The sequence below is a fragment of the Micromonospora sp. NPDC005257 genome (genome assembly GCF_042872445.1).
Taxonomy (GTDB): domain Bacteria; phylum Actinomycetota; class Actinomycetes; order Mycobacteriales; family Micromonosporaceae; genus Micromonospora.
Genome location: NZ_JBIAKL010000008.1, coordinates 202259 through 218826, shown reverse-complemented (window position 1 = coordinate 218826; position 16568 = coordinate 202259). Strand labels below are relative to the sequence as shown.

The following is a 16568-nucleotide window of genomic DNA, read 5'->3' as shown; positions in this document are numbered from 1 at the left end:
CCCACCCCGCCTCCGAAATCCAGGCGGATCGGCCCGCCCGGCGGTCCCGCCGCCGGGTGTGCCGGCGCCTCGGCGGCTCACCGGTGGCCGGCCCCCGCCGCCTGCGCGGCGTCGGTGCCCTCAGGGAGATCGATGCGGTCGGCGAGCAGGCGCAGCGCCTCGATCACCGCGGCCGAGCGGATGTGGTCACGGCCGCCGTCGATGTCGAGCCGGCGCACCTCGGTGCCGTCCGGCCCGGCGACCGCCACGTAGACCAGGCCGACCGGCTTGCCGTCCTGCGGCTCCGGCCCGGCCACTCCGGTGGTGGCCAGGCCCCAGTCCGCGCCGCACCGCCGCCGTCCGCCCTCGGCGAGCGCCACCGCCACCTCCGGGTCGACCGGGCCGCGGTCGGCCAGCAGGTCCTCCGGTACGCCGGCGAGCGTCGCCTTGAGTTCGGTGGCGTAGACCACCATGCCGCCCCGGTAGATCGAGCTGACGCCGGCGATCTCCACTATCGCGGCGGCCAGCAGGCCGCCGGTCAGCGACTCGACGGTGGCCAGCGTCTGGCCGCACTCGTGCAGGCGGTGCACCACGGCGGCCGCCGGGCTGCCGGCGGGCCGCTGGTTTCTCGCGTCGGTGTCCATGCCCGCCCCCATTTCCCGCCCCACGCCGGCTTACTCGCCCGCCGACCGGTTCGAACGGATCAACGGGCCGGGCGGCGCAGCCGCAACGCCTGGGCGACGTAGTCGAACCCGGTGACCACGGTGACCACCACCGCCGCTCCCATGAACCACGGCCCGATCGCGGCCGGCGCCTCCGGCATCGGCCAGAGGTACCAGGTGATGGCCAGGATCTGCAGCGCGGTCTTGACCTTGCCGCCCCGGCTGGCCGCGATCACCCCGTGCCGGATCACCCAGAACCGCAGCCCGGTGATGCCCAGCTCGCGGGCCAGGATCACCACTGTCACCCACCAGGGCAGCCGGTCGTAGACGGAGAGCAGCAGCAGCGCGGCGCCGGTGAGTGCCTTGTCGGCGATCGGGTCGGCGACCTTGCCCAGCGAGGTGACCAGGTCGTACCGGCGGGCGATCCAGCCGTCGACCAGGTCGGTCGCGGAGGCCACCACGAAGATCAGGCAGGCCGTCATCCGCCAGCCCGCGTGACTCATGCCGGAGGCGATCACGGTGGCCATGAAGACCGGCACCAGCATCAGGCGCGCGCCGGTGAGCAGGTTCGCCGCGTTGAGCAGCGGTACGGGGGCAGCCGCCGTCGACTCCGCCCCCGTCATGTCCCGCATCGCCCCACGTGGCTTCCCCGCTCCGTCCGGGCCCGCCGTCACCGTACCGCGCCGGGCGCCGCCGAGATCATCTCATCCGGCACGGCGACCAGGTCGACGCCCTCGGTCGCCGTCACGGTGGCGCGGACCAGGTCACCGGGGCGCAGCGCGGCCAGATCCACGCCGCCGCCGACCGGCGCGACGAGCGTGGTCGAGCCGTCGACCTCGGGCGCCTGGTGGGCGGCCCGCCCCTCCACCACGCCGTCGGCGGTCGAGTCCACGAGCACCTCCACCGTCGCGCCGAGGCGCTCCTCGGCGCGCTGCGAGCAGAGTTCGTCGGCCAGCGCGCTGAGCTTGTCGTACCGCCGCTTGATCGTGGCGGCGGAAACCTTGCCGGTCAGCCCGGCGGCCTCGGTGCCGTCCTCGTCGCTGTAGTCGAACATGCCGATCGCGTCCAGCCGCGCCTCGGTCAGGAACCGGACCATCTCGGCGACGTCCTGCTTCGTCTCGCCGGGGAAGCCGACGATGAAGTTGCTGCGCGCGCCCGCGTCCGGCGCCAGCGCGCGGGCCGAGGCCAGCAGCTCCAGGAACCGGTCGGTGGAGCCGAAGCGCCGCATCCGGCGCAGCACCGGCTCGCTGGAGTGCTGGAACGACAGGTCGAAGTACGCGGCGACGCCGGGCGTGGTGGCGATCACCTCGACCAGGCCGGGCCGGGTCTCGGCCGGCTGGAGGTAGCTGGCCCGCACCCGCACGATCCCGTCGATGGCGGCGAGCTGCGGCAGCAGCTTCTCCAGCGCGCGCGGGTCGCCGAGGTCCTTGCCGTACGAGGTGGAGTTCTCGCTGACCAGCACCAGCTCCCGTACGCCGGTCTTGGCCAGCCACTCGGCCTCGGCGAGCAGCTCGTCCGGGGTACGCGAGACGAACGCCCCACGGAACGCCGGGATGGCGCAGAACGCGCACCGCCTGTCGCACCCGCTGGCGAGCTTCAGCGAGGCCACCGGGCCGGTGTCGAGACGGTGCCGCAGCACCTGCCGCAGGTGCGCCGGGGTGTGCGCGTCGGTCTCCGGAGCGACCCGGGCCGGGGTGCCGTGCCCGGGCAGCGACACCGCCGCGTCGCGGCGCTTCACCGGGGTCAGCGGCAGCAGTTCCCGCCGGTCGCGGGGGGTGTGCGCGCCGATCGCCTCGCCGGCGAGCACCGAGTCGAGCCGGGATGCGATGTCCGGGTAGTCGTCGAAGCTGAGCACGGCCTGCGCCTCGGGCAGACTGTCGGCCAGCTCACGGCCGTACCGCTCGGCCATGCACCCGGCGGCGACCACCTTGGCGCCGGTGTCGGCGGCGGCCAACAGCGTCTGGATCGAGTCCTGCTTGGCCTTCTCCACGAACCCGCAGGTGTTCACCACCACCACGTCGGCGCCCTCGCCGTCGGTGGTGACCTGCCACCCGTCGGCGTGCAGCCGGGCGGCCAACTCCTCCGAGTCGACCTCGTTGCGGGCGCAGCCGAGGGTCAGCAGGGCGACGCGGCGCCCGTCGGATCGCGGGGTGGAGGAGGAGGCAGACACCATCCGAGGGTACCGGGCCGGTTCCGGTCCGCCGCGCACCCGTCCGGCCGGCTCAGCGAGCGGGAACGGCCACCCGGGCCAGCCGGTCGAGGAGGAACACCTCCGTGCCGGCCAGGCCGGTGGAGCAGAAGACCGAGATCTGGTCCGCGGTGGTCCGGCCGGGGACCGCGCCGGCCAGCACCGCGCCCAGGTCGCGCAACCGCCCGGCGTACGGCTCCAGGGCGGCGAGCATCGGCGGGACGTACGCGGTGGCCTGCCCGGGTGAGTCGGTGACCAGCAGGTCGGCGGCGTCGAGGAGGTCGGGCCCGAACTCGTGCCGGTCGACCTGCTTGAAGCCGACAGTGGTGACGTGGGTGCCCGGGGCCAGGTCGGCGGCGTCGAGCACCGGGGTGGTGCTGGTGGTGGCGAGCACCACGACGTCCCGGTCGCGTACCGCGGCGGCGGCCGAGCCGACCGCGCGGGCGGGCACGCCCAGCTCGGCGCGGACGCGTGTGGCGAACGCCTCCCGCCGGGCCGCCGAGCGGCTGTACACGGTCACCTCGCGCAGCGGCCGGACCGCCGCCGCGGCCCAGACCTGGGTCCACGCCTGCCGCCCGGACCCCACCACGCCGACCGTGGCGGCGTCCGCGCGGGCCAGGGCGTCCACCGCCACGCCGCCCAGTCCTCCGGTACGCCGGGAGCCCAGCTCCTCGCCGACGGCGATGGCGCGTACCGCACCGGTGGTGGCGTCGTGCAGCACGACGAGCTGGCCGCTCTCCGGGTGGCCGAACGTGTCGTACGAACGGAAGCCGTACCACTGCCCGGTGAGGTGCCCGGCGGTCAGCACCATCCGGCCCCCGCCCAGCGGCGCGGACGCCCGGGGCGGGGCGATGAGCCGCCCGGCGTACGCGGCCAGCAGCGCGTCCCGCATGGCCGCCACGGTGAGCGGGGCGTCCACGGCGGCCGCGACGTCGTCGTCGGAGAAGAGCAGGGTCATACCTCCATCGTGCAACCTGAAGTTGACGTCAACTCCACTGATGGTGGGCTTTCTCACCTCGCCGCCGACGCGGCCGGCCCGGTGCTACGGTGGGCCCGCCCGTCAGAGGTGATACCCATGGCCTGGATCGTGCTGGTGCTCTCCGGACTGCTGGAGACCGCGTGGGCGATCGCGCTGGACCGCAGCGCGGGCTTCACCCGCCCTCTCCCCTCCGCCGTCTTCGCCGTCACCCTGGCCGGCAGCATGGCCGGCCTGGCGTACGCGCTGCGCGACATCCCGGTCGGCACCGGCTACGCGGTGTGGGTCGGCATCGGCGCGGTCGGCACCGCGCTGATCGGAATGCTCGCGCTCGGCGAACCGGTCAACCTGCCGCGCGTGGCCTGCCTGCTGCTGGTGGTGGCCGGCGTGGTGGGACTGAAGTTGTTCGGCTGATCGATACCGCATCCGGTTTGGACGACGCGGCGGCCGGGGTACCGAATCCTTCGTCGCCACACAGCGAGACCACTCACGGAGGAACCCCATGGCCAACATGCACGCCACCGCCCGTCCGCGCACCAACGCCGCCCGCATCTGCACCATCGTCGCGTTCGTGTTCGCGGCCCTCGCGATCTTCGTGTCCCCGCTGGTCTTCGGGGTCCTCGGTCTGGTCCTCGGCATCGTCGGCGCCGTCCTCGGCGACAAGCCGCTGGGCTGGTACGCCGCCGCCGCGAGCGTGGTCGGCGCGATCATCGGCGCCGTGCTCGTCGCCGCGCTGCTCAACTGACCCGGAACCGCCGACGGCGGCCACCACCGGAAGGTGGGGCCGCCGTCGTGCGTTACGGGGCCGTCAGTCCCCGTCGCCGCGCAGGCCCGCCAGGACCTCCTCCAGCTCGTCCGGCTTGACCAGCACGTCGCGGGCCTTGGAGCCCTCGGACGGGCCGACCACGCCCCGGGTCTCCATCAGGTCCATCAACCGGCCCGCCTTGGCGAAGCCGACCCGCAGCTTGCGCTGAAGCATCGAGGTCGAGCCGAACTGCGAGGTGACCACCAGCTCGACCGCCTGCACGAGCAGGTCCAGGTCGTCGCCGATGTCCTCGTCGATCTTCTTCTTGCTGTCCTGCGCCGGGGCGAGCACGTCCGGACGGAACTCCGGCTCGCGCTGGTCCTTGCAGAACTTCACCACGTCGGCGATCTCGCGCTCGGTGACCCAGGCGCCCTGGATGCGCTGCGGCTTGGACGCGCCCATCGGCAGGAACAGGCCGTCGCCGCGGCCGAGCAGCTTCTCCGCGCCGGGCTGGTCCAGGATGACCCGCGAGTCGGCGAGCGACGAGGTGGCGAACGCGAGCCGGGACGGCACGTTCGCCTTGATCAGGCCGGTCACCACGTCGACCGAGGGCCGCTGGGTCGCCAGCACCAGGTGGATGCCGGCGGCCCGGGCGAGCTGGGTGATCCGGACGATGGAGTCCTCCACGTCGCGCGGCGCGACCATCATCAGGTCGGCCAGCTCGTCCACGATCACCAGCAGGTACGGGTACGGCCGCATCTCCCGCTCGCTGCCCGGCGGCGCCTTGATCTCGCCGTTGCGCACCTTGCGGTTGAAGTCGTCGATGTGCCGGACCCCGTTGGCGGCGAGGTCGTCGTAGCGCATGTCCATCTCGCGGACGACCCACTCCAGCGAGTCGGCCGCCTTCTTCGGGTTGGTCACGATCGGCGTGACCAGGTGCGGGATGCCCTCGTAGCCGGTCATCTCGACCCGCTTCGGGTCGATCAGCAGCAGCCGCACCTCGTCCGGCGTGGCCCGGGTGAGGATGGACACCAGCAGCGAGTTGAGGCAGGACGACTTGCCCGCGCCGGTGGCGCCCGCGATCAGGATGTGCGGCATCTTCGCGAGGTTGGCCACCACGTAGCCGCCCTCGATGTCCTTGCCGAGCGCCGCCACCATCGGGTGGTGGTCGCTCGTCGCCTCGCGGGAGCGCAGCACGTCACCGAGCGACACGTTCTCCGGGTCGGTGTTCGGGATCTCCACACCGACCGCGCTCTTGCCCGGGATCGGGCTGAGGATCCGCACGTCCGGCGACTTCACCGCGTACGCGATGTTGCGGGACAGCTGGGTGATCCGCTCGACCTTGACGCCCGGGCCCAGCTCCACCTCGTACCGGGTGACTGTCGGGCCCCGGGTGAAGCCGGTGACCGCGGCGTCCACGTCGAACTGCTCGAAGACGCCGGTCAGCGCCGCGATCACCTCGTCGTTGGCCTTGCTGCGGGTCTTCGGCTTGGCGCCGCCGCCGAGCAGGTTCGCGGGCGGCAGCGTGTAGTCGCCGGCCAGCCCGGTGAGCGCGAGCTGCTCGGCGCGGGTGGGCAGCGGCGAGTGCTCCGGCGGCTCCACCGGCTTGCGGTTCGCCGGCACCTTCGGCGGCTTGCGCGGCAGCACCAGGGTCTCCTGGAGGTCCACGCCGGCCAGCTCGTCGTCCGGGTCCAGCGACTCCAGCGGCGGCGGCATCCGCTTCGCCGGCCGCTTGCGGGCCGGTTTCACCGGCGCCTCGTCCTCGGCGAACTCCTCGTCGTCGTCCACCCCGGCCGGGTCGGCGCGCAGGCCGAGCCGCTCCGGGATCTTGTTGATCGGCGTCGCGGTGACCACGAGCAGGCCGAACACCAGCAGCAGGAGCAGCAGCGGCATGGCCACCCAGGCGGTCACCGCCGACTTCAGCAGGTCGCCCACGCCCGCGCCGATCAGGCCACCCGCGAAGTCGCGCTGGACCTCGTCGACCGGGTTCTGCCCGATGTGCAGCATCGAGGCGGTGGCCAGCATCATCGAGCCCCAGCCGACCAGGCCCCGACCGCGATGCTCGGGGTCGGCCGGAGTCCGCATCAGCCGCCACGCGCCGACCATGAACAGCACCGGCAGGATTATCGAGATGGCGCCGATGAACAGGCGCACGGTGTCGGCCAGGTGCCGGCCCACCGGGCCGGCGCCGCCGCCCCAGATGCCCACCGCACTGAGGATGGCCAGGCCGAACAGCAGCAGCCCGGCGCCGTCGCGGCGGTGCTCCGGATCCAGCTCCCGGGTGGACGCGCCCGCGGCCCGGAACGTCCAGCCGACAGTGTGGGCAAGTCCCATCCAGACGGCGCCCACGGCCCGGCCGACGAACGCGGCCGGGCTCGGCCCGGCGGCCGGGCGCCGCCGTGCCGTCTTCCGCGCCGCCGCCTTCTTCGCCGGCTGACGGGCGCGGTTGTTCGTGTTGCCACGCGGCGACGCGCCGCGCCGCCGGCTCGCCTGAGAGGTACGGCCCGCCATAGAGTCACGGTAACGGCGACACCCGGTGGATCGCCGCTTTTCCGGGTCGTGTCCGCGCGTCGCAGCACGGGTCGGACCGTCGTTTGTGTTATTCGCCTCAGAAGGGATGCCCGATGGCGTCGCCGGAGATCGAGGACGGTCCGGACGGCCCGCTGGCCGGACACCCGCAGGAACTGCGCCCGCTGACCGGCGAGCTGATCGCCGCCGTGCTGGGCCACCGGGGGTACGCGGTGGCCGAGGAACCGGACGGCGCGCTCGTGGGCCGCTGGGAGCGGAACCTGATCTGGTTCCACCGCCGGGGCGAGGCCGGCGAGCTTCTTCAGGTGCGCACGGTCGTGGCGCGCCACTTCGGCATCGAGCGGGTGCCCGAGCTGCACGCCTTCTGCAACACGTGGAACCACGACCGGCTCTGGCCGAAGGCGTACGTGCACGTCGCCGACGACGGGTCGGCACAGGTGTGCGGCGAGGTCACCGCCGACCTGGAGCGCGGGGTGACGCCGCACCAGCTCGACCGGCTCGTCGACTGTGGCGTGACCACCGGGTGCCAGCTCGCCGCCGCCGTCGACGAGCTGGCCGGCGGGACGCTCCGGTGACCACGGCACGCGACCGGGGACTGGCCGCCGCGCTCGACGACGCCCGGGACCGGCCCGACGGCGCCGAGCGCTGCGCCGAGCTGGAACGGATCGCGTCGCGGGCGGACGCCACCGGCGATCCGCGTACCGCCCTGTCGGCGCGGTTCGCGCTGGTCGAGGCGTACCTGCACCGGGGCGAGCGGTGGCGCGCGGTGGAGCCGGTCCGGCGGATGCGGGCCACGCTGGCCCGGCACCCCGGGCTGCTGGACGCCCGCCCCGAGGAGCTGACCCGGTTGCGCCGGCACCAGCGGCACGCGGTGGAGGCGTCGTTCGGCACCCCCCGGGTGGGCCTGGACCAGGCCCGGTCCCTGTTGGACGCGCTCGCCGACGAGCTGGGCGAGGACGCCGCCCCGGTGGCGGAGCTGCGCTGCCGGCTCGCCGACCACCTCGGCGACGAGCCTGCGGCCCGGCGTGCGTACGAGCGCTGGTCGGCGGCGGACGCCACGGACCCGGTGGGCGGCTGTCCGGGGTGCGCCCCGGCCCGGCGGGCCGAACTCCTGGCCGGCTGGGGCGAGCCGGAGGCGGCTCTGGCGGCGCTGGCGCCGGCGCTGGCCGGTTGGGTCGAGCCGCAGACGGCGCCGACCCGGCGGGGCGAGCGGGAGGCAGCGCTGGCCGGGGCGGCGACCTGCACCGACCAGCCCGAACGGGCGCTCGCGGTGGGGCTGCTGCCCTGGCTGCGTACCGGAGCGGTGACGCGGGCGGCCCGGGCACACGTCCACGCGTATCGCCGGCACCGGGGCGAGCGGACCGCGTTCCCGCTGCTCGCCGCGCATCTGCGCTTCTGCGCGCTGGGCGGCTACCTGCATCGCGGGCTGGAGATTCTGACCGAGCAACTGCCCGAGTTGGACCGCCCGGCCGACGACCTGTCCGCGATGGAGTTCGCCGCGGCGGGCGCGCTGCTGTGCGGCCTGGCCACCGAGGCCGGGCTGGGCGGGCGGCGGATCCACCGCCCCGGGCACGGCTCCCGGCCCGCCGCCGAGGTGGACGTGGCGACGCTGGGTACGCAGTTGCAAGCGCTGGCGACGGCGCTCGCCGGCAGCTTCGACGCCCGCAACGGCACCGGGCACCAGTCCGGCCGGATCGCCTCCTGGCTGGCCGAGCGGCCGCTCGCCGCGCCGGTGTCGCTGGCCGCCGAGAGCGAGTTCGACGAGGAGCCGGAAACTGATCCGGCCGAGCCCGGCCCGCCCGGCCCGGAGGAACCGGCCCCGCTGGACGCGGCGCTGCTCGCCGCCGCGCTCGCCGCCCGGGGCGAGCCGTACACGGTGGAGCCGGACGGCACGCTCGCCGGGCGGTGGGGCGAGGCCACGATCCAGTTCCGCCGGCTGGGGCGGCGGGGCGACGTGCTGCACGCCCGGGTGGTGGCGCAGCGGCGGCTGCCGGCCGAGCGGCGCGCGGAGGCGTACGCGTTCTGCAACGCCTGGAACCACGATCGGCTGCTGCCCGCCGCGTACGTGCACGAACCCGGCGACGGAATGCTGGTGCTGGCCGCGGGCGTCTCCACCGACCTGTCCTGCGGGGTGGCTCCGGCTCAGCTCGTGGTGCTGGTGGCCGCCGCGGTCCGCACCGGCACCGCGTACGCCGACGCGGTCGCCGCGCTGCCCTGAGTGCCCGGCCTGCCGGCGAACCGGCCGGCGCGGCGCGGCCCCCGACCACCGGGCGGTGGTGATCGGGGGCCGCGGTCTGGTGCGGCGGTCAGCGGGCGGAGAACGCCAGCGTGTACTCGCCGGAGCCGGACAACCCGACGACGCGGTACCGGTAGGCGCCGGCCGGGGTCTCGGCGGTCAGCCGGGCCGTGCCGTCGGCGGAGGTCGTGCGAGCCACGGTGCGGAACGCGCCGCCGGTGAAGCGTTGCAGTTCCAGCACCACCCGGGCGCCGTCCGGCGCGGCCAGGCACGCCTCCTGGGTGCCGTCCGGCACCCGGAAGAAGCGCCCGTCCGGCTGGATCTGGGCCCGTCCGGCGGCGATCCGGCCGGTCCGGCTGACCTGGCCGGAGCAGTCGGTGTCGCCGGCCGGCGGGGTGGGCTCGGCGGTCACCGGCGGGGTGGTCTCGCCGCCGCCCGCCGGTGGCTGCGTGGGCGCGGGCTGGTCACCGGCGGTGACCAGCGTCAGGTTGTTGCGCTGGAGAATCTCGTTGACCGGCTGGAAGAACGTGGTGCCGCCGCGTGTGCAGTCGCCCGAGCCCCCGGAGGTGACGCCCTGCGCCTGATCACCGGAGAGCCACGCGCCGCCGGAGTCACCCGGCTCGGCGCAGACGTTCGTGCGGGTCAGCCCGGTCACCGTCCCCTGGGGGTAGTTGACTGTGGCGTTCTTCGCCTGGACCAGGCCGCAGCGGGTGCCGGTGGTGGAGCCGGACCGGCAGATCGACGCGCCGACCGGCGCCTCGGTGGAGCCGTTCACCGCCACCGTGCCGCCGCCGTTGAAGTCGGTCACCACGCCCAGCGGCGTCCAGTCGGCGTTGGCGCGGACGAATGCCCAGTCGTCGCCGGGGAACGAGGAGGCCGCGAACGTGCCCTGGGCGACCCGGTTGGATCCGGTGGTGCGATCCCCCGGCTGTCCGCAGTGCCCGGCGGTGACGAACCCGCCGACCACCGAGAAGCCGACCGAGCAGCGGCCCGCATTGTTGATCAGGTAGGCGTCTCCGCCGCGCACGTCGAACAGCGGACGCGGCGCCTCGTCGGCGGTACGCACCCGGATCATCGCGGTCTTCGATCCGGCGGCAGCGGCGAACCGGCGACCGTCGGCCTCCGCGCCCGGCCGGGCGATCACGGCCACCGCGTTGTCGGTGACGTCGACGTACCAGCCGGCGACGTCGGGGCTGGCGTCGGCGCCCGCCGCGTCCAGCCGGGTCTTCACCGCGTCCAGCTCGGCGACGCCCCGGGCGACCCGCTTCGGGACCGCGCCCGCGGCCCGTACCCGCGCCTCGCCGGCCGCGTCGGCCACCGCCACGGTGAGCGTGGCGCCGTCCGCGCTGAGCCAGCTCCCGCCGTAGCCGGCGCCGAGTTCGCCGCGCAGCCGGGTGACGGCGCCGGCCGCCCACCGCTCGGTCCGCAGCCGCTTCACCGCCTGGTCGCGGGTCAGCGCGAGGTCGCGGCCCATCGCGTCCAGGACCTCCGGCGCGACGCCGTCGGCCGCCGGGGCGGCCCGCCGGGGTTCCTCACCGGCGAACGACGGCAGGGTCACCGCCGCCGTCAACCCGGCCGCCGCCACCACTACGCCGATGGCTGTCATCCGTCTGCGGTCCATCCGCCACGCTCCTCCCGACCGGCGCAGGGGCACGCCGGCCGTCGGGAGGTACGGAGACGGACGCCGATCGGATGAGTACGCGCGGCAGGTTTCGACGCGCCGTGTCGGGGCGTACCCGGAATGCGACGACGCCGGCCCACCGCGGACGGTGGACCGGCGTGCGGCGCGGTCGGGTCAGACCTCGACGACGGTCGGGACGATCATGGGCCGACGGCGGTACGCGTCGTTGACCCAGCGCCCCACCGTGCGGCGGACGATCTGCTGGAGCTGGTGCGGGTCGGTGATGCCGTCCGCGGCGGCCCGGTTCAGCGCCTCGGTGATCAGCGGGATCACGGGGTTGAACGCCCCCGGGTCCTCGGAGAAGCCCTTCGCCGAGACGGTCGGCCCGGCGACCACCTTGCCGGTGACCGAGTCGACCACGACTGTGGTCGCGATGAAACCACCGTCGCCGAGGATCCGCCGCTCGGTGAGCAGCGACTCGCTGACGTCGCCGACGGCGAGACCGTCGACGTAGACGTACCGGCTCTTCACCCGCCCGACCACGCTGGCGCGGCCCTCGACCAGGTCGACCACGTCGCCGTCCTCGCAGAGCACGACCCGGTCCGGCGCGACGCCGGACTCGATGCCGAGCCGGGCGTGCGCCCGCAGGTGCCGCCACTCGCCGTGCACCGGCATCAGGTTGCTCGGGCGTACGACGTTGAGCAGGTAGAGCAGCTCCCCGGCCGGGGCGTGGCCGGAGACGTGCACCTTCGCCACGTCCTTGTGCACCACCACGGCGCCGGCGCGAGCCAGCCGGTTGATCACCCGGTAGACCGACGTCTCGTTGCCCGGCACCAGCGACGACGCCAGCACCACGGTGTCGCCCGGCGCGATGGTGATGTGCCGGTGGTCGCCGCTGGCCATCCGGCCCAGCGCGCTCATCGGCTCGCCCTGCGAACCGGTGGACATCAGCACGATCTGCTCGGGCGGCAGGTTGGTGGCCTCCTCGATGCCGACCACCAGGCCCGACGGGATGTTGAGCAGGCCCAGGTCGCGGGCGATGCCCATGTTGCGGACCATGGACCGGCCGATCAGGGCCACCTTGCGGCCGTGCTCGGCCGCAGAGTCGAAGACCTGCTGCACCCGGTGCACGTGCGAGGCGAACGAGGCGACGATGATCCGCCCCTTCGCCTTGGCGAAGATCGAGTCCAGGACCGGCCCGATCTCCCGCTCCGGCGTGACGAACCCGGGGATCTCCGCGTTCGTCGAGTCGGACAGCAGCAGGTCGACGCCCTCGGCGCCGAGCCGGGCGAACCCGGCCAGGTCGGTGATCCGCCCGTCCAGCGGGAGCTGGTCCATCTTGAAGTCGCCGGTGTGCAGCACCAGACCGGCCGGGGTACGGATGGCCACCGCCAGCGCGTCCGGGATCGAGTGGTTCACCGCGAAGAACTCGCACTCGAACGGGCCCAGCCGTTCCCGGCCGCCCTCCCGCACGGTCAGCGTGTACGGCTGGATCCGCCGCTCGGCCAGCTTCGCCTCGACCAGCGCGAGCGTGAACTGGGAGCCGACGAGCGGGATGTCCGGCTTGTGGGCGAGCAGGTACGGCACGGCGCCGATGTGGTCCTCGTGGCCGTGCGTGAGCACGATCGCTTGCACGTCGGCCAGCCGGTCCAGGATCGGACCGAAGTCGGGCAGGATCAGATCCACGCCCGGCTGCTCGACGTCGGGGAAGAGCACCCCGCAGTCGACGATGAGCAGCTTGCCGTCGTACTCGAAGACGGTCATGTTCCGGCCGATGGCGCCGAGTCCGCCGAGCGGGATGATCCGCAGGCCGCCCTCGGGCAGCGGCGGGGGCAGCTCACCCTCGATGTGCGCCTCGGTCACGCGTCACCTCATTCTGCGACGCCGTCGCGCGGCGTCCGTCGTCTCGTTTGGTCATTCGGGCAGGGGCAGGCCCGCCGCGGCGCAGTCGGCGCGCAGCTGGGCCAGTTCGTCGCCGGTGGCGTCGACGAGCGGCGGTCGCACCGGACCGGCCGGGCGGCCCTGGGCCGCGAGGCCGGCCTTCACCAGGATCGTGCCCTGGGTGCGGAAGATACCGGTGTAGAGCGGCAGCAACTGCCGGTGCAGCGTGAGCGCGGCGGCGTTGTCGCCCGCCTCGAACGCCTCGATCATCCGCTTGGTCAGCGCACCGGTGAAGTGGGTGGAGGTGCCGACCACGCCGACCGCGCCGACCGACAACATCGGCAGGGTGAGCGCGTCCTCGCCGCTGTAGTAGGCCAGGTCGGTGCGGCTGAGCACCTCGGCGGTGGCGAACAGGTCGCCCTTGGCGTCCTTCACCGCGACGATCCGGCCGTGCTCGGCCAGCTTCACCAGCGTCTCGGTGGCGATCGCCACACCCGCGCGGTGCGGGATGTCGTAGAGCATGACCGGCAGGCCGGTGGCGTCCGCGACAGTGGTGAAGTGACGCAGCAGCCCGGCCTGCGGCGGCTTGTTGTAGTAGGGCGTGACCACCAGCAAGCCGTGCGCGCCGGCCTTCTCGGCCTGCGCGGCCAGCTCGACCGTGTGCCGGGTGTCGTTGGTGCCCACCCCGGCGACGATCCGGGCCCGGTCGCCGACCGCCTCGACCACGGCGCGGATCAGCGACTCCTTCTCCGCCTCGGTGGTGGTCGGGGACTCGCCGGTGGTGCCGTTGAGCACCAGCGCGTCGTTGCCCTGCTCGTCCACGAGGTATTCGGCCAGCCGGGCGGCGCCGTCCAGGTCCAGCCCGCCATCCGGCGCGAACGGGGTCACCATGGCCGTCATCACTCGCCCGAACGGGCGGGACGCGCCCCGGCTCGGGTCGGTGGAGTGGTCGTGCGTCATGCTCACAACCTAGCGGACGACCGCCGGTGGCCCGGCGGCGAAGGGCGACGAGTCACTCGGCGTGCGGCGACGCTGCCACCTCGGTGCCGTCGGGCAGAGTGGAGATCACGAAGTCGGCGAAGACGTTCGGCGCGACACCCTTGAGCTGGCGCAGGCACTCCACCGCCAGCTCGCGGATCTCCACGTCGGCGTGCTCCGTGGCGCGCATCTTCACGAAGTGCCGCCAGGCCCGGTAGTTGCCGGTCACCACGATCCGCGTCTCGGTGGCGTTGGGCAGCACCGCCCGCGCCGCCTGGCGGGCCTGCTTGCGGCGCAGCGTCGGGTTGGGCTCGTCGGTGAAGCGGGCCTCCAGCCCCTCCAGCAACTCGGTGTACGCCCGCACCGCCGCGTCGGTGGCCTCGACGAACTTCTTGTGCAGCTCCGGGTCGTCGGCGATCACCGACGGCTCGACCATCGCCGCGTCCCGCTCGGGCACGTAGCGCTGGGACAGCTGCGAGTAGGAGAAGTGCCGGTGCCGGATCAGCTCGTGCGTGAAGGACCGGGAGACGCCGCTGAAGTAGAAGCTCACCGAGCCGTGCTCCAGCACGCTCAGGTGGCCGACCTCCAGGATGTGCGCCAGGTAGCCGGCGTTCGTGGCGGTCGCCGGGTTCGGCTTCTTCCAGCTCTGGTAGCAGGCCCGGCCGGCGAACTCGGCGAGCGCCTGCCCGCCGTCGGCGTCGGTGGACCAGGGCACCTCTTCCGGCGCCTGGAACTGGGTCCACGCGATCAACTTGACCTGGGGCTGAACCATCTCCGGCATTCCTGCGACTGTAGTGGCCCCGCCCCTCGCCGCGGAAATCGGCCACGCGGCCGACCACCCGCCTTCCACCAGGCTTCGTGGGCGGCGGGAGGTCAGACGTAGAGCGAGGTGAAGGGGGCCCACGGGAGGTTGCGGACGACCGAGAAGACCGCCCAGGCGGCCATGAACACGCCGATGACCTTGGGGCTGAACTGCGCCTCGGGCAGCTTCCAGCCGAACGCCCGGTTGCCGGCCCAGGCCACGAAGAGCCAGGTCAGGAACGGCAGCGCGAAGACGAAAAGGAAGTGGTGCCGGGCCGCAGCGGGCAGGTCGCCGTGCAGCACGTACCAGAGGGCGCGGGTGCCGCCGCAGCCCGGGCAGTCCAGACCGGTGGTGAGCTTGAGCAGGCAGGACGGCGGGGCGTCCGGGTCGCTCCGGGTCGGGTCGCTGATCATCGCGTACGCGATGCCGACGCCGACGCAGCCGAGCGCGGCGAGCGGCACCGCCCAGCGCGGGGCGCGGGCGTGCAGGCGCAGCACCATCCGGGTGAACCGGTCGGCCTCGACCGGCTGGTACGCCACCGGGTAACCCCCCGGCCACGACCCGTCGGGAGCGTGCGGGCCGTGCGGGTGCGACAGGTGCGGGTGCGGATCGGTGTCCGGGCGCGTGTGCGGGTCGGGCGCGGTGGCAGGCCGGTCAACGCTCGTCACGCGCTCACCGTACACCCGCCAGGCCTGCCAGCGCGGCGGCCAGCGGCCCCGCCAGGTCGCCCGCGACGGGCGGGGCGACCGCGTCCAGGCCGAGCCAGCCGCCCAGCCGGTACAGCTCGGCGGCGAGCGCCACGGCGGTCTCCCCCGGGTCGGCGCCCGGCTCGACCCAGGCGGCCGGCACCAGCAGCACCCCGGCCTTCCGGTCGGCCTTGAGGTCGACCCGGGCGGTGAAGCGCTCGCCCTGGCGGAACGGCAGCACGTAGTAGCCGTAGACGCGCTGGGGCGCCGGCACGTAGATCTCGATCCGGTACGTGAAGCCGAACAGCCGCTCGGTGCGCGCCCGTTCCCAGACCAACGGGTCGAACGGGCTCACCAGCGTGTTGCCGCGTACCCACCGGGGCAGCCGGGCGTCGGCGTGCAGGTAGGCGGGCTGCCGCCAGCCCTGCACCGTGACCGGGGTCAGCTCGCCCGCCTCGACCAGCTCGGCCACCGCGCGTCGCGCCCCGGCGACCGGAAGCCGGAAGTAGTCGCGCAGCTCCGGCTCGGCGGCGACACCGAGCGAACGGGCGGCCATCGACACGAGCGTGCGGTGCGCCTCGGCGTCGGCCGGGGTGGGCGCGTCCAGCACGGCGGCCGGAAGCACCCGCTCGGGCAGGTCGTAGCGGCGGGCGAACGAGTTGGTGCGGCCGGCGGCGGTGACCTCGCCGGCCCAGAAGAGGAACTCCAGCGCCCTCTTCACCGCCGACCAGTTCCAGCCCCAGTTGCCGGTCTCCCGGGGCGCGTCGTGCTCGATCTCGGCGGCGGTCAGCGGACCCCGGGCGGCCACCTCGTCGCGGACCCAGGCGACCAGCTCGGGCTGCTCCTCGGCGATCCGGCGCATCCCGCCCCACGCCTCGTCGCGGGCCTTCGCCATCCGCCAGCGCAGCACCGGGTGCAGCCCGACCGGCACCAGCGACGCCTCGTGCGCCCAGTACTCGAAAAGCTCGCGGGGGCGGCGGTAGGCGGCGGTGTCGAGCAGGGTCGTCGGGTAGGGCCCGAGCCGGCTGTAGAGCGGCAGGTAGTGCGCCCGCTGGAGCACGTTCACCGAGTCCATCTGGATCAGCCCGACCCGGTCGAGGACCCGGCGCAGGTGCCGCCGGGTGGGCACGCCGGCAGGCGCCGGGTCGGTGAAACCCTGGGCGGCCAGGGCGATCCGGCGGGCCTGGGCGAGGGAGAGCGATTCCGGTACGGCCATCGTCGGCGACCCTAATCCAGCGGTACGACACCGGGAGCGGCGACTGGACCGATCGCCCGTCGGGGCATA

The 16568-nt window shown here is 74.1% G+C and carries 15 protein-coding genes; 4 read left to right on the top strand and 11 right to left on the bottom strand.

The window, feature by feature from the left end; all coding sequences use genetic code 11:
* Positions 1-77: 77 nt before the first annotated feature.
* The 4 genes from ACFYO8_RS18800 to ACFYO8_RS18785 are packed head-to-tail and all read right to left on the bottom strand — an operon-like array spanning position 78 to position 3787.
* On the bottom strand, positions 78-623 hold the full coding sequence (locus ACFYO8_RS18800) for a CinA family protein (protein WP_354865589.1): 546 nt from the start codon (positions 621-623) through the stop codon (positions 78-80).
* 59 nt (positions 624-682) lie between these two features.
* Positions 683-1264: a CDP-diacylglycerol--glycerol-3-phosphate 3-phosphatidyltransferase gene (pgsA, locus tag ACFYO8_RS18795; protein WP_354866004.1), complete on the bottom strand. Its 582-nt coding sequence runs from the start codon at positions 1262-1264 to the stop codon at positions 683-685.
* A gap of 47 nt (positions 1265-1311) precedes the next feature.
* Positions 1312-2814 (bottom strand): 30S ribosomal protein S12 methylthiotransferase RimO, encoded by a 1503-nt coding sequence (gene rimO / locus ACFYO8_RS18790; RefSeq protein ID WP_355047382.1) that lies wholly within the window; start codon positions 2812-2814, stop codon positions 1312-1314.
* A gap of 49 nt (positions 2815-2863) precedes the next feature.
* Positions 2864-3787, bottom strand: a complete 924-nt coding sequence (locus ACFYO8_RS18785) for an ornithine cyclodeaminase family protein (RefSeq protein ID WP_354865593.1) — start codon at positions 3785-3787, stop codon at positions 2864-2866.
* Between the two features lie 117 nt (positions 3788-3904).
* Here ACFYO8_RS18785 and ACFYO8_RS18780 point away from each other — a divergent pair, with 117 nt between their 5' ends.
* On the top strand, positions 3905-4219 hold the full coding sequence (locus ACFYO8_RS18780; protein ID WP_354865594.1) for a multidrug efflux SMR transporter: 315 nt from the start codon (positions 3905-3907) through the stop codon (positions 4217-4219).
* 88 nt (positions 4220-4307) lie between these two features.
* The gene (locus tag ACFYO8_RS18775; protein ID WP_354865596.1) at positions 4308-4550 is read left to right on the top strand and encodes a hypothetical protein; all 243 of its coding nucleotides are present in this window, start codon (positions 4308-4310) and stop codon (positions 4548-4550) included.
* 63 nt (positions 4551-4613) lie between these two features.
* Here the strand turns inward: ACFYO8_RS18775 and ACFYO8_RS18770 are convergent, their stop codons facing one another.
* Positions 4614-7061, bottom strand: a complete 2448-nt coding sequence (locus tag ACFYO8_RS18770; RefSeq protein WP_387257364.1) for a DNA translocase FtsK 4TM domain-containing protein — start codon at positions 7059-7061, stop codon at positions 4614-4616.
* A 113-nt stretch (positions 7062-7174) separates the two neighbouring features.
* Here ACFYO8_RS18770 and ACFYO8_RS18765 point away from each other — a divergent pair, with 113 nt between their 5' ends.
* Entirely contained in the window at positions 7175-7654 is a 480-nt protein-coding gene (locus ACFYO8_RS18765; protein WP_354865599.1) for a YbjN domain-containing protein, read from the top strand.
* A complete protein-coding gene (locus ACFYO8_RS18760) occupies positions 7651-9297 on the top strand; it encodes a YbjN domain-containing protein (protein WP_355047383.1) in 1647 nt (548 codons plus the stop codon). The genes ACFYO8_RS18765 and ACFYO8_RS18760 overlap by 4 nt, the downstream gene beginning before the upstream one ends.
* A gap of 88 nt (positions 9298-9385) precedes the next feature.
* Here ACFYO8_RS18760 and ACFYO8_RS18755 read toward each other — a convergent pair whose 3' ends face one another.
* From ACFYO8_RS18755 to ACFYO8_RS18730, 6 genes are all read right to left on the bottom strand, one after another.
* Positions 9386-10936 carry a S1 family peptidase gene (locus ACFYO8_RS18755; RefSeq protein WP_355047384.1) on the bottom strand — a complete coding sequence of 517 codons (1551 nt, stop codon included), beginning with the start codon at positions 10934-10936 and terminating at the stop codon, positions 9386-9388.
* Positions 10937-11110: 174 nt separating this feature from the next.
* The gene (locus ACFYO8_RS18750) at positions 11111-12799 is read right to left on the bottom strand and encodes a ribonuclease J (RefSeq protein WP_354865605.1); all 1689 of its coding nucleotides are present in this window, start codon (positions 12797-12799) and stop codon (positions 11111-11113) included.
* A gap of 51 nt (positions 12800-12850) precedes the next feature.
* Entirely contained in the window at positions 12851-13777 is a 927-nt protein-coding gene (gene dapA / locus ACFYO8_RS18745) for a 4-hydroxy-tetrahydrodipicolinate synthase (protein WP_354865607.1), read from the bottom strand.
* A 52-nt stretch (positions 13778-13829) separates the two neighbouring features.
* Positions 13830-14567, bottom strand: coding sequence for an FAD-dependent thymidylate synthase (gene thyX / locus ACFYO8_RS18740; RefSeq protein ID WP_120573916.1), 738 nt, complete (start codon positions 14565-14567; stop codon positions 13830-13832).
* A gap of 101 nt (positions 14568-14668) precedes the next feature.
* Positions 14669-15280, bottom strand: coding sequence for a DUF2752 domain-containing protein (locus ACFYO8_RS18735; RefSeq protein WP_354865608.1), 612 nt, complete (start codon positions 15278-15280; stop codon positions 14669-14671).
* Positions 15270-16499 carry a DNA glycosylase AlkZ-like family protein gene (locus tag ACFYO8_RS18730; protein WP_354865610.1) on the bottom strand — a complete coding sequence of 410 codons (1230 nt, stop codon included), beginning with the start codon at positions 16497-16499 and terminating at the stop codon, positions 15270-15272. The genes ACFYO8_RS18735 and ACFYO8_RS18730 overlap by 11 nt, the downstream gene beginning before the upstream one ends.
* Between the last annotated feature and the right edge of the window lie 69 nt (positions 16500-16568).

Bases quoted from the DNA above. Each gene is read 5' to 3' on its own strand.
- ACFYO8_RS18800 (WP_354865589.1), bottom strand. From the start codon at position 623: ATGGACACCGACGCGAGAAACCAGCGGCCCGCCGGCAGCCCGGCGGCC.
- pgsA (WP_354866004.1), bottom strand. From the start codon at position 1,264: ATGACGGGGGCGGAGTCGACGGCGGCTGCCCCCGTACCGCTGCTCAAC.
- rimO (WP_355047382.1), bottom strand. From the start codon at position 2,814: ATGGTGTCTGCCTCCTCCTCCACCCCGCGATCCGACGGGCGCCGCGTC.
- ACFYO8_RS18785 (WP_354865593.1), bottom strand. From the start codon at position 3,787: ATGACCCTGCTCTTCTCCGACGACGACGTCGCGGCCGCCGTGGACGCC.
- ACFYO8_RS18780 (WP_354865594.1), top strand. From the start codon at position 3,905: ATGGCCTGGATCGTGCTGGTGCTCTCCGGACTGCTGGAGACCGCGTGG.
- ACFYO8_RS18775 (WP_354865596.1), top strand. From the start codon at position 4,308: ATGGCCAACATGCACGCCACCGCCCGTCCGCGCACCAACGCCGCCCGC.
- ACFYO8_RS18770 (WP_387257364.1), bottom strand. From the start codon at position 7,061: ATGGCGGGCCGTACCTCTCAGGCGAGCCGGCGGCGCGGCGCGTCGCCG.
- ACFYO8_RS18765 (WP_354865599.1), top strand. From the start codon at position 7,175: ATGGCGTCGCCGGAGATCGAGGACGGTCCGGACGGCCCGCTGGCCGGA.
- ACFYO8_RS18755 (WP_355047384.1), bottom strand. From the start codon at position 10,936: ATGGACCGCAGACGGATGACAGCCATCGGCGTAGTGGTGGCGGCGGCC.
- dapA (WP_354865607.1), bottom strand. From the start codon at position 13,777: ATGACGCACGACCACTCCACCGACCCGAGCCGGGGCGCGTCCCGCCCG.
- thyX (WP_120573916.1), bottom strand. From the start codon at position 14,567: ATGGTTCAGCCCCAGGTCAAGTTGATCGCGTGGACCCAGTTCCAGGCG.
- ACFYO8_RS18730 (WP_354865610.1), bottom strand. From the start codon at position 16,499: ATGGCCGTACCGGAATCGCTCTCCCTCGCCCAGGCCCGCCGGATCGCC.